This is a genomic window from Streptomyces sp. NPDC002809 (assembly GCF_040295435.1).
In the GTDB taxonomy this organism is placed as follows: domain Bacteria; phylum Actinomycetota; class Actinomycetes; order Streptomycetales; family Streptomycetaceae; genus Streptomyces.
Window position 1 is genome coordinate 24,473 of record NZ_JBEOVJ010000085.1, and the last position, 11,492, is coordinate 35,964.

Genomic DNA, 11,492 nt, shown 5'->3' on the forward strand with positions numbered 1-11,492 from the left:
TAGTCAGGGTGCTGCCTCTTCTGTGAAACGCGGTCCGAGGCGAACGAAGGGGGTCGTACCGTGCCGGGGTTGGTCATCCGGCCGTGGATGGGCCGGGTGGCGCGGGACCACTGCCGTCGCTCGAGCGCTCGTGCCGCTGAGGGGGCCCCTCATCTGCGGTCGTACCTGTCGTACGCACCGCGTGGAGGGCTGTCGGGTCGGAGCCGATCGGGCCACCGACCGGGCATCCTCATTCAATTTCGCGCAACGAGCAGTTGCAAAATGCTCAGTAAGCGCAATACCACTGTACCCCGGATTCGCGCATCTGTGTTGGGCGAATTCATCGGAACGGTGTGACGTCAGTCGGCGGCCGCACCCCTCGGTCCCTCGGCAGGCGGGCTATTCTGCGCTCCATGGAGACGCCTGACAACGCCACGGAAACCCCCGCATCCACCAAAATCGCCGACCAGGACTGGGCCACCGCGTCCGCGGAGCCGCAGTACCGGGCCGCCGTCGTCGACCTTCTGGGAGCACTCGCCTACGGGGAACTGGCGGCCTTCGAGCGGCTTGCCGAGGACGCGAAACTCGCGCCGACCCTGGCCGACAAGGCGGAGCTGGCGAAGATGGCCTCCGCGGAATTCCATCATTTCGAGCGGCTGACCGACCGGCTGACCGCGATCGAGGTGGAGCCGACCGGTGCCATGGAGCCGTTCGCCAAGGCCCTCGACGACTTCCACCGCATGACCGCGCCGTCCGACTGGCTGGAGGGCCTGGTGAAGGCCTACGTCGGCGACTCGATCGCCAGCGACTTCTACCGCGAGGTCGCGGCCCGGCTCGACTCGGACACCCGCTCCCTCGTCCTCGCCGTGCTCGACGACACGGGTCACGGCAACTTCGCCGTCGAGAAGGTGCGCGCCGCGATCGACGCGGACCCGAGGCTCGGGGGCCGGCTCGCGCTGTGGGCGCGACGCCTCATGGGCGAGGCGCTCTCACAGGCGCAGCGTGTGGTGGCCGACCGCGACGCGCTGTCGACCATGCTGGTGGGCGGGGTGGCCGACGGATTCGACCTGGCCGAGGTCGGCCGGATGTTCTCCCGGATCACCGAGGCGCACACCAAGCGGATGGCCGCCCTGGGGCTGGCGGCGTAGGACGCTGCCGGACCGCGGCGGCCTCAGGCCGCCGCTGACCGGCCGAGCCGGCGGCTGCGCGGCCTCAACAGCAAGGACAGCGTCACCGCGGAGATCAGCACCGAGCCCACCAGCGTGGCCGCCGTGTGGCCCGACCCCAGCACCGAGTGCGTGAGCCAGGCGCCGAACAGGGCTCCCAGCGCGCCGGTCCCGAGCACGGCCCGGCGGGATGGGAGACGGGGCGACAGGGTGCGCAGGGCCGCCCACGAGAGGGCGAGTCCGAGCACGACGGAGCCCAGGGTTTCCAAGATCACAGGCGATCACCTCGCAGGTGCGGGGGCGGGCAAACGGTTGTAGGCGGTACTACCCCCGGGCAGCGGAGGACAACCCTCCTGCGGACAGGCTTCGCTCAGCCGCTTCACAGAAACGGGCGTCCCGGTGACAGGAACGGGCGTCCCGGTGAAGCGGGCCGCCCCACTGTCCGCGGCACGACGGAAAGCGGCCCGGCGGGGAATTCCCCACCGGGCCGCTTCCACGGTCTCCGCGTCCGGGCGTGCCGGGAGAGCCTGTCCGGGGACAGGTTCTACAGCGCGCCGAACCCCACCCGTCGCGTGCTCGGCTCGCCGATCTCCACGTAGGCGATCCGGTCGGCCGGCACCAGGACCTTGCGGCCCTTCTCGTCCGTGAGGCTGAGCAGCTGCGCCTTGCCGGCGAGAGCCTCGGAAACCGCGCTCTCGACCTCTTCGGCGGAAAGCCCGCTCTCCAGAACGATCTCCCGGGGCGTGTGCTGCACCCCGATCTTGACCTCCACGGCTATGTCCCTCCGACGGTCAGTCCCTGCGCGGTGAACCGCGCCGTACGCAGCACACATTAGCCCGCTGAGGGGACCGGGCAGGGTTCCGCGGGCAACGCCCGCAGCGAACACGGCGCGGGCCGCCCCGCTCAGTGCTGGTCGAGGCCGTGCAGCGGGAAGCCCGCGATGCCCCGCCAGGCCAGCGAGGTGAGGAGCTGCACCGCCGTGTCACGCGGGATGGTGGACCGGCTGGAGAGCCAGTAGCGGGCGACCACCTGCGACACCCCGCCGAGCCCGACCGCGAGCAGCATGGACTCGTCCTTGGACAGCCCGGTGTCACCCGCGATCACGTCGGAGATCGCCTCGGCGCACTGGAGCGAGACCCGGTCGACCCGCTCGCGCACGGCGGGCTCGTTGGTGAGGTCGGACTCGAAGACCAGCCGGAAGGCGCCGCCCTCGTCCTCGACGTACGCGAAGTAGGCGTCCATCGTCGCTGCCACACGCAGCTTGTTGTCGGTGGTCGACGCCAGCGCCGTGCGCACCGCGAGGAGCAGCGACTCGCAGTGCTGGTCGAGCAGGGCCAGATAGAGCTCCAGCTTGCCCGGGAAGTGCTGGTAGAGCACCGGCTTGCTGACGCCGGCCCGCTCCGCGATGTCGTCCATCGCCGCGGAGTGGTACCCCTGTGCGACGAAGACTTCCTGGGCGGCCCCCAGTAGCTGATTGCGTCGGGCGCGGCGGGGCAAACGAGTGCCCCGCGGGCGCGCCGCCTCGGTCTGCTCGATGGCTGTCACGCCGCCTCCCAAAATTGTGATCGGACCCAGCAGTTCCGTGCACGCTGCGCCATACCGACATCGTACTTTTGGGTAACCCGGGTATGCGCGGCGCGGACGCAGAATTTCACGGACCGGACGACTGCGGTAGCCGCAGTTTCCGCACCCCCTGCCGCATAGCGGGGCGTATCAGCGGTAATCGTCCTCATCCTGTGGGACGACGCGGGCCTGCTCCGCCGCATCCGCCTCGTTCGCGCGGTCCCGGTCGACGTCCTCCAGCGGTTCGTCGTCATGCGGATGAAGATCCGCCTGCTGCTCGGCAGCGTCGGCGTCGGGTGCCTCCTGGCTGCGTTCGTCCGGCTGGACGTCCTCGAAGGTATCCGGGTCACTGGGGTCGACCGTCATGGTGACTCCCTTCCTTGCTCCGAGCCTAGGAGCTACCCCCCGAAGCCGCCATGCGGTCTGTGATGGCGAACACATGAACCACGGTGTGATCGTCTCGTAACATTGCCGCATGTCTTCGACCGAGCTGCCGGGAGTCCGTGCCGCCGCCGCAGCGGTGGCCCCCGCGGTGAGCGCCGTCAGGGTCGCGGAGGGGGAGAGGCTTCGCTCCGTCACGCTGCCCGGGCTGACGCTGACCGTCCGATCGCGTCCGCCGGGGCGGACCGGACTGCCGCCCGCGCTCTTCGTGCACGGGCTCGGCGGCTCCTCGCAGAACTGGACCGCGCTGATGCCGCTGCTCCAGGACGTGCTGGACAGCGAGGCGCTGGACCTGCCCGGTTTCGGGGACTCCCCGCCGCCGGACGACGGCAACTACTCGGTCACCGGGCACGCCCGTGCGGTGATCCGCTTCCTCGACGCGGGGGAGCGCGGCCCCGTCCACCTGTTCGGCAACTCCCTGGGCGGGGCGGTCGCGACGCGGGTCGCCGCGGTCCGTCCCGACCTGGTGCGCACCCTCACCCTGATCTCGCCCGCGCTCCCCGAGATCCGGGTGCAGTTGTCGGCCGCGCCGACCGCGCTGCTCGCCGTGCCGGGCATCGTGTCCCTGTTCGCCCGGATGACCCGGGACTGGAGCGCGGAAGAACGCACCCGCGGAGTCATGGCACTCTGTTACGGCGATCCGGCACGTGTCTCCGCGGAGGGCTTCCGCAACGCGGTGGCCGAAATGGAGCGGCGGCTGGCGCTGCCGTACTTCTGGGACGCGATGGCGCGCTCGGCACGTGGCATCGTCGACGCGTACACACTGGGGGGTCAGCACGGGCTGTGGCGCCAGGCCGAGCGGGTGCTCGCGCCGACCCAGCTCGTGTACGGCGGACGGGACAGGCTCGTCTCGCACCGGATGGCACGCAGGGCGTCCGCGGCCTTCCGCGATGCGCGACTGCTGACACTGCCCGACGCCGGGCACGTGGCGATGATGGAGTACCCGGAAGCGGTCGCCCAGGCGTTCCGGGAACTGCTCGACGAATGCGGCGGGAGCTGATCCGGGGCGTGGGACGACACAGCCGAAAGGGCCCTGCGCCCAGGGCGCCCGAGACCGGGCCGGACGGGGCGAACGCGGAAGCGGACGCGGAATCGGGGGGCGAGGGCGCCCGGCCCGCCGCCGGCAGCGGCCGGCGCAGACGGCCGGGCGACGCGGCTCCCGGCACCGAGGGCCACACCCCGTTCCAGGGCGCGCCCCAGGTGCGCGGCGGTCATCCCGAACAGCGTGAACCGGGCGGCGGCTGGGGGGCCGGGCCCGCCGGACGGCACGACGAACGGCCGGCCCCGCCGCACGGCGCGGGACCGGGCGGCCGCATCGGCAACCAGGCCCAGGCGCCGGGACGGTCGCGGAGTCCGCAGGCGCCGCGGAACGCGCAGGGCACCGCCACCAGGCCGCTGGTGCCGGGGCCACGGCGCGAGTTCGTCGAGGCCTTCGACAGCTCGCCCGCCGCACCGGCACCCCGTGGGCCGGCTGCGACTCGTTCAGGACCGGCGGATCCGTACCGCTCCGTCACCGAGTGGGACGAACGCCCGCCGGCTGCGGAGGAGGCCGCGGAGGCTCCCGCCGAGGACAGCGGGAGCGGCAAGGGCGCCAAGGACGGCAGGGGCGGCAAGGGCCGCACCTTCACCGGCATCGCCGCGGCCGCGGTGACGACCGTGCTCGCGGTGGTCGTGGCCGGCCAGGTCGCCCACGACAGCGGAAGCCCGGCCGGCGCCGCGCAGGCCGCGGGCGTGGACCGGGGCGAAGGCGATGCCTCCCGCTCGGACGGCCGGACGACGCCCGCCCCGGAGGCGGCGGTCGTCAAGCCCCTTTCGTACGAGCAGAAAATGGCCAAGGCCTATCCGCTGGCGCCGAAGCTGACCGCTTCGGGGAAGTTCGATGCGGTCGCCGGCACGGCGAAGGCCCCGGGCAAGGGGCACAGGTACCGCTACCGGATCGATGTCGAGAAGGGGCTCGGGCTCGACTCCGCGCTCTTTGCCGAGGCGGTACAGAAAACTCTGAATGATGACCGGAGTTGGGCGCACGGCGGCGACATGACCTTCGAACGGATTTCCACCGGGGAGCCGGATTTCGTCATCACGCTGGCCAGTCCGGGGACCACGGGAACCTGGTGCGAGAAGTCGGGTCTGGACACGTTGGAGGACAACGTGTCCTGCGACTCCGCCGCCACCGAGCGCGTCATGATCAACGCCTACCGCTGGGCCCAGGGCTCTGCCACCTTCGGGCCGGACAAGCTCTTCGCCTATCGCCAGATGCTGATCAACCACGAGGTCGGCCATCGGCTGGGTCACAATCATGTGAGCTGCGGCACGAAGGGTGCCCTCGCTCCGGTGATGCAGCAGCAGACCAAGTCGCTCGATGTCAACGGCATCAAGTGCCGCCCCAACCCCTGGGTGTACCCGAAGGGTTGAGCCGGGCCCGGGCTCGCGGGGGCGGTCGTCCGGCCACTCGGGGGAGAGTCCTGGGGGCGGCCGGCGGGGCTCCCTCCCCGAGGGGCTGTCCGCATTGTGAGATGGTCGTCTCATATCGCGTTGACATCGGGCAGGCCGTGACCGATATTTCTCGGCATGTCACGCAGCCTCGTCACCTCCGATCGCGCCGCCATTGAGCTGGCGCTCATCGGCGTGACCGGGCACAGCGTCGCCGACATCGACTGTTGCTGACGCCTGCCCGCGTGCGCGTCGGCCCGCCGTCCGAGCCCTGATGGCCCGGACCGCCCCTTCCCGACTGCCGCGCCCAGGCGTACTCCGTCCGCAGGCGCGGCAGTTCCGGTGTTCCGGTCACCTTCACCCGTCATGACCGGTTGTGTGCACATGCCTCTCGTCGCCGCCTGCGCGGAACAGCTTTCTGTTTCCTTCATTCAGGCAGTACTCCGAGAGGTCATCTTCCGATGCGTCATCCGTCCGTCATATCGCGCCGCGTAGCAGCGGCCGCCGCAGTACTCCTCGTGGCCGCGGGCGCCGCGGCCTGCGGGCCCGAGGGCAGCAGCAAGGGCAGCGACGGCACCTCCGGCGCAGCGGGCGCGCCCAAGAAGGGCGGCACGCTCACCGTCCTCAACAGCAGCCCGCAGGAGGACTTCGACCCCGCGCGGCTCTACACCTCCGGCGGCGGCAACGTCCCCTCCCTCGTCTTCCGCACCCTCACCACCCGCAACCGGGAGGACGGCGCGGCGGGCTCGAAGGTCGTCCCCGACCTGGCGACCGACCTGGGCACGCCCAGCAAGAACGCCACCGTCTGGACGTACACCCTCAAGGACGGCATCAAGTACGAGGACGGCACGGCGATCACGAGTGCCGACATCAAGTACGGCATCGAGCGCTCCTTCGCCGCCGAGCTCTCCGGCGGCGCGCCCTACCTGCGTGACTGGCTGATCGGCGGGGCCGACTACCAGGGCCCGTACAAGGACAAGAAGGGCCTCGACTCGATCGAGACGCCCGACGCGAAGACCATCGTCTTCCACCTCAACAAGCCCGAGGGCGAGTTCCCCTTCCTGGCCACGCAGACCCAGACCACCCCGGTTCCGAAGGCCAAGGACACCGGTACGAAGTACGAGGAGCACCCGCTCTCCTCCGGTCCGTACAAGGTCGTCAAGAACGAGGGCGACGGCGAACGCCTCGTCCTGGAACGCAACACCTACTGGTCGGCCACCACCGACGAGGAGCGCAAGGCCTATCCCGACAGGATCGACGTCCGCTCCGGTCTCGACTCCGCCGTCATCAACCAGCGGCTGTCCGCCTCGCAGGGCGCCGACGCCGCGGCCGTCACCACCGACACCAACCTCGGCCCGGCCGAGCTCGCCAAGGTCAGCGGCGACAAGAAGCTCGCCGCCAGGGTCGGCACCGGCCACTTCGGCTACACGAACTACATCGCCTTCAACCCGAAGGTGAAGCCCTTCGACAACCCGAAGGTGCGACAGGCCATCTCGTACGCCGTCGACCGCACCTCCGTGGTCAACGCCGCGGGCGGCTCCTCGCTCGCCGAGCCCGCCACCACCTTCCTGCCCGACCAGGCATCCTTCGGCTACACGCCGTACGACGCCTTCCCGGCCGGTAAGTCCGGCAACGCGGCCAAGGCCAAGGAGCTGCTGAAGGAGGCCGGCTACGCCAACGGCCTGACGGTCACCCTCACCCACAACAACGACAAGAACTTCGAGACCAGCCCGGAGATCGCCACCGCGCTCCAGGAGGCGCTCAAGAAGGCCGGCATCACCGTCAAGCTCCAGGGCCTGGAGGACAACGCCTACTCGGACACGGTCTACAACGTGAAGACCGAGCCGGGCTTCTTCCTCGGCGGCTGGGGTGCCGACTGGCCCTCCGGCGGTCCGTTCTTCGCCCCGATCTTCGACGGACGCCAGATCGTCAAGGCCGGGTACAACTTCAACTCCGCCCAGCTGAACGACCCCGCGGTCAACAAGGAGATCGACGAGATCAACAAGCTGACGGACCTGAGCGCCGCCGCCGAGCGCTGGGGCGCGCTCGACAAGAAGGTCGGTGAGCAGGCGCTGACCGTGCCGCTGTTCCACCCGGTCTACAAGCGCCTGTACGGCGAGTCCGTCAAGAACGTCGTGATCAGCGACTGGACCGGCGTACTCGACATCTCGCAGGTCGCGGTCAAGTAACCATGGCCGAAGCACTGCTGGTCAAGGAGGCGGGGGCCGTCGCGGCCCCCGCCTCCGGGGCCCATCCGTTCTGGCGGCGGCTGCGCGCCCGCCGCGCCGCCCTCGTGGCGGCGGCCGTCTTCGCCCTGCTGGTCCTCCTCGCGCTCGCCGCCCCCCTCCTCACGGGCATCGAGGGCCAGAACCCCACCACGTACCACCCCGATCTCGTCGACTCCGCCACCGGCGGGGTGCCGCTCGGCTCCTTCGGCGGGATCAGCGCCGAGCACTGGCTCGGCGTCGAACCGCTCACCGGACGCGACCTGTTCGCCCGCGTCGCGTACGGCGCCCGTGTCTCGCTCGGCGTCGCGCTCGGGGCGACCCTGCTCCAGGTGGCCATCGGTGTCTTCGTCGGCCTCTCGGCCGGCCTCGGCAACCGCTTCGTCGACCAGGCGCTGAGCCGCGTCACCGACGTCGTGGTCGCCCTCCCGGTCATGGTGACCGCGCTCGGCGCGCTCGCCGTCGTCCCGGCGGGCTTCCCCCGCCCGGTGCTGATCTCCGTGATCGTCGGCCTGGTGGGCTGGTCCGGCATCTCGAAGATCGTGCGCGCCCAGACGCTGTCCCTCAAGTCGCGCGACCACGTCGCGGCCGCCCGGCTCAGCGGCTGGGGCTCCTGGCAGATCGCCCGGCGCGAACTGCTGCCCGCGCTGGCCGCGCCCGTCATCACGTACGCCGTCCTGCTCTTCCCCGGCAACATCGTCGTCGAGGCGGCCCTGTCCTTCCTCGGCGTCGGCATCAAGCCGCCCACGCCGTCCTGGGGACAGATGCTCAGCGACGCCGACACCTGGTACCAGGCGGCGCCCACCTATCTGCTCATCCCGGCCCTGCTGCTGTTCGTCACCGTGCTGGCGCTCACCGTCCTCGGTGAGGGCGTGCGCACCGCGCTCGACCCCCGCGCCGCCTCCCGGCTGCGGATCGGCACCGGACGCAAGAAGGAGGCCGGAGCATGAGCGGGTTCCTGCTGCGACGCCTCGGCGGGGCGCTGTTCGTCCTCCTCGCCCTGAGCGTCGTCGTCTACGCCGCCTTCTACGTCGCCCCGGGCGACGTCGCACAGATAGCCTGCGGACCGCGCTGCTCGCCCGCGCAGGTCGCCCAGGTCAGCGAGCAACTGCGCCTCGGTGACCCGGTGTACGTGCAGTACGCGCACTTCCTCCAGAGCCTGGTCGCGGGCCGCGACTACTCCACCGGAACCGGTGTGGTGCACTGCCAGGCCCCGTGCCTGGGACTCTCGTACCAGAGCGGTCAGCAGGTCACCCAGCTGATCCTCGCCAAGCTGCCCGCCACCGCCTCGCTCGCCGTCGGCGCGTTCGTCCTGTGGATGGTGCTCGGGGTCGGTACCGGACTGCTCTCGGTGTGGCGGCGAGGCCGCGTCACCGAACGCATCCTCACCGGGATCACCCTGGCCGGCATGGCCACGCCCGTCTTCGTGATCGGCCTGCTGCTGATCATCATCTGCGTCACGGCGCTCCAGATCCTGCCCTTCCCGGACTACGTCCCCTTCACCGAGAACCCGGAGCAGTGGGCCTGGAACCTGCTGCTGCCCTGGATCTCGCTCGCGCTCATCTCCGCCGCCCCGTACGCCCGGATGACCCGGGCCTCGATGCTGGAGACACTGGCCGAGGACCATGTACGCACCTTCAGGGCGTACGGCGTCAGCGAGCGCACGATCGTCGGACGGCACGCGCTGCGCGGGGCGCTGGCCCCTGTGATCGCGCTGGGCGCACTCGACGTCGGCTCGATGTTCGGCGGCGCCGTGCTCACCGAGTCGCTCTTCGGGATACCGGGCGTCGGCCGCGAACTCGTCGAGGCCGTCAAGCAGGTGGACCTTCCGGTCGTCGTCGGTCTGGTGCTCGTCACCGGATTCTTCGTCGTCCTCGCCAATGCCGTCGCGGACATCCTCCAGGCGATGGCCGACCGACGGGTGGTGCTGTCATGAGTCTCGTCGAGGTCACCGATCTCTCGATCTCCTTCGGCGACGTGCACGCGGTGCGCGGACTGTCGTTCTCACTGGAGGCCGGCGGCGCGCTCGGCGTCGTCGGTGAGTCCGGCTCCGGCAAGAGCGCCTCGGCCTACGCGCTGCTCGGCCTGCACCGGGGGACCGGTGCGAAGGTCGGCGGCTCGATCCGGGTCGCCGGCGTGGACGTCCAGGCCGCCGGCGACGCGGAACTGCGCGGGCTGCGCGGTGCGAAGGCCGCGATGGTCTTCCAGGACCCGCTCTCCTCGCTGGACCCGTACTACGCGGTCGGCGACCAGATCGCCCAGGTGTACCGCGTCCACCACCGCGTCACCCGGCGGGCGGCGCGGGCCCGCGCCGTGGAGGTGCTGGACCGGGTCGGGATTCCCGACGCGGTGCGCCGCTCCCGGTCCCGTCCGCACGAGTTCTCCGGCGGCATGCGCCAGCGGGCGCTGATCGCGATGGCGCTGGCCTGCGAGCCCCAGCTGTTGATCGCCGACGAGCCGACGACCGCGCTCGACGTCACCGTCCAGGCCCAGATCCTCGACCTGCTGCACGATCTGCGCCGCGAGACGGGCATGGGACTGCTCCTGGTCACCCATGACGTGGGAGTGGCGGCGGAGTCGGTGGACGAGGTGCTCGTCATGCGGTCTGGCCTCGCCGTGGAACGCGGGCCGGTGGCCGAGGTGCTCGGCGCGCCCCGCGAGCCGTACACGAAGGCGCTGCTGTCAGCAGTGCCGCGCATCGGCCCCGGGCCGGGCGGCCCTGCCGCCGCGACCGCGGGCGCGGCGCACGCCGAGGCCGAGGTGCTGGTCGAGGCCGAGGAGGTGCGGCAGGTGTTCGGCCGGGGGAAGTCCGCCCTGGCCGCCGTCGACGGGGTCTCCCTCACCGTCCGGCGCGGCGAGACGCTCGGCATCGTCGGCGAGAGCGGCAGCGGCAAGACCACCCTGGGGCGGATGCTCGTCGGCCTGCTGGAACCCACGTCCGGCCGGCTCGGCCGGGCGGCCCGGGTGCAGATGGTCTTCCAGGACCCGGTCTCCTCGCTCAATCCGCGCCGCTCCGTCGGTGAGTCGGTCGCCGATCCGCTGCGGGCCGGCGGGGAGCGCGACGAGGACGTGATCAGGGCGCGCGTACGGGATCTGCTGGAGCGTGTCGGTCTCGACCCGGAACAGTACGACCGCTATCCGCACGAGTTCAGCGGCGGCCAGCGCCAACGCGTCGGAATCGCGCGCGCCCTGGCCGCCGAACCCGAACTCATCGTCTGCGACGAGGCGGTCTCCGCGCTCGACGTGACGACCCAGGCACAGGTGACCGCCCTGCTGTCGGAACTGCAGCGGGAGCTGGGGCTCGCCCTGGTCTTCATCGCCCACGACCTCGCTGTCGTACGGCAGGTGAGTGACCGGGTCGCCGTCATGAGACGGGGCCGGATCGTGGAGGAGGGCCCGGTGGAGCAGGTGTACGCGGACCCCCGCGACCCGTACACCCGGCAGCTGCTGGCCGCCGTGCCGGCGCTCGATCCCGCCCTTGCGGCGGTGCGCCGCGCGGCCCGCAAGGAGCTGGCCGCAGCCTGACGGCGGGTGACCTGCCGCTTCCATAGCGCGACAGAACGCCACCGGGGTGGGAAAGTTACGCCGGTTCACCCCTTTCGGTGGGGGGGGGGCCGGGCCGCGGCGGCGCCCGCCCGCCGGGGAGCCTACGCGTCCGGGACGCGCGAGGCCGCGCGACGAACGGCGC

The 11,492-nt window shown here is 71.3% G+C and carries 12 protein-coding genes; 8 read left to right on the forward strand and 4 right to left on the reverse strand.

The annotated features are described in order from the left end of the window. Positions 1-392 precede the first annotated feature (392 nt). Positions 393-1,127, forward strand: coding sequence for a ferritin-like fold-containing protein (locus tag ABT025_RS32930; protein WP_351002316.1), 735 nt, complete (start codon positions 393-395; stop codon positions 1,125-1,127). Between the two features lie 23 nt (positions 1,128-1,150). Here ABT025_RS32930 and ABT025_RS32935 read toward each other — a convergent pair whose 3' ends face one another. The 4 genes from ABT025_RS32935 to ABT025_RS32950 all read right to left on the reverse strand — a co-directional run bounded on the left by ABT025_RS32935 (position 1,151) and on the right by ABT025_RS32950 (position 3,074). Next, the gene (locus ABT025_RS32935; RefSeq protein WP_351002317.1) at positions 1,151-1,420 is read right to left on the reverse strand and encodes a hypothetical protein; all 270 of its coding nucleotides are present in this window, start codon (positions 1,418-1,420) and stop codon (positions 1,151-1,153) included. A gap of 269 nt (positions 1,421-1,689) precedes the next feature. After that, entirely contained in the window at positions 1,690-1,917 is a 228-nt protein-coding gene (locus tag ABT025_RS32940; RefSeq protein WP_024490505.1) for a DUF3107 domain-containing protein, read from the reverse strand. A 131-nt stretch (positions 1,918-2,048) separates the two neighbouring features. Continuing rightward, positions 2,049-2,690 carry a TetR/AcrR family transcriptional regulator gene (locus ABT025_RS32945; RefSeq protein ID WP_219572783.1) on the reverse strand — a complete coding sequence of 214 codons (642 nt, stop codon included), beginning with the start codon at positions 2,688-2,690 and terminating at the stop codon, positions 2,049-2,051. 168 nt (positions 2,691-2,858) lie between these two features. Beyond that, positions 2,859-3,074 (reverse strand): hypothetical protein, encoded by a 216-nt coding sequence (locus tag ABT025_RS32950; RefSeq protein WP_351002318.1) that lies wholly within the window; start codon positions 3,072-3,074, stop codon positions 2,859-2,861. A gap of 109 nt (positions 3,075-3,183) precedes the next feature. Between ABT025_RS32950 and ABT025_RS32955 the strand changes: the two genes are divergently transcribed. The 7 genes from ABT025_RS32955 (at position 3,184) to ABT025_RS32985 (ending at position 11,329) form a co-directional block, all read left to right on the forward strand. Continuing rightward, positions 3,184-4,149 carry an alpha/beta fold hydrolase gene (locus ABT025_RS32955; RefSeq protein WP_351002319.1) on the forward strand — a complete coding sequence of 322 codons (966 nt, stop codon included), beginning with the start codon at positions 3,184-3,186 and terminating at the stop codon, positions 4,147-4,149. Next, on the forward strand, positions 4,134-5,561 hold the full coding sequence (locus tag ABT025_RS32960) for a DUF3152 domain-containing protein (RefSeq protein ID WP_351002320.1): 1,428 nt from the start codon (positions 4,134-4,136) through the stop codon (positions 5,559-5,561). The genes ABT025_RS32955 and ABT025_RS32960 overlap by 16 nt, the downstream gene beginning before the upstream one ends. A gap of 156 nt (positions 5,562-5,717) precedes the next feature. After that, positions 5,718-5,813 (forward strand): Ms4533A family Cys-rich leader peptide, encoded by a 96-nt coding sequence (locus ABT025_RS32965; protein WP_326738590.1) that lies wholly within the window; start codon positions 5,718-5,720, stop codon positions 5,811-5,813. A 227-nt stretch (positions 5,814-6,040) separates the two neighbouring features. Then, positions 6,041-7,768 carry an ABC transporter substrate-binding protein gene (locus tag ABT025_RS32970; protein ID WP_351002321.1) on the forward strand — a complete coding sequence of 576 codons (1,728 nt, stop codon included), beginning with the start codon at positions 6,041-6,043 and terminating at the stop codon, positions 7,766-7,768. Between the two features lie 2 nt (positions 7,769-7,770). Then, positions 7,771-8,754 (forward strand): ABC transporter permease, encoded by a 984-nt coding sequence (locus tag ABT025_RS32975; protein ID WP_351002322.1) that lies wholly within the window; start codon positions 7,771-7,773, stop codon positions 8,752-8,754. Beyond that, a complete protein-coding gene (locus ABT025_RS32980; RefSeq protein ID WP_351002323.1) occupies positions 8,751-9,740 on the forward strand; it encodes an ABC transporter permease in 990 nt (329 codons plus the stop codon). The genes ABT025_RS32975 and ABT025_RS32980 overlap by 4 nt, the downstream gene beginning before the upstream one ends. Beyond that, the gene (locus ABT025_RS32985; protein ID WP_351002324.1) at positions 9,737-11,329 is read left to right on the forward strand and encodes a dipeptide ABC transporter ATP-binding protein; all 1,593 of its coding nucleotides are present in this window, start codon (positions 9,737-9,739) and stop codon (positions 11,327-11,329) included. Before ABT025_RS32980 ends, ABT025_RS32985 begins: the two co-directional genes overlap by 4 nt. The last annotated feature ends 163 nt before the right edge of the window (positions 11,330-11,492 follow it).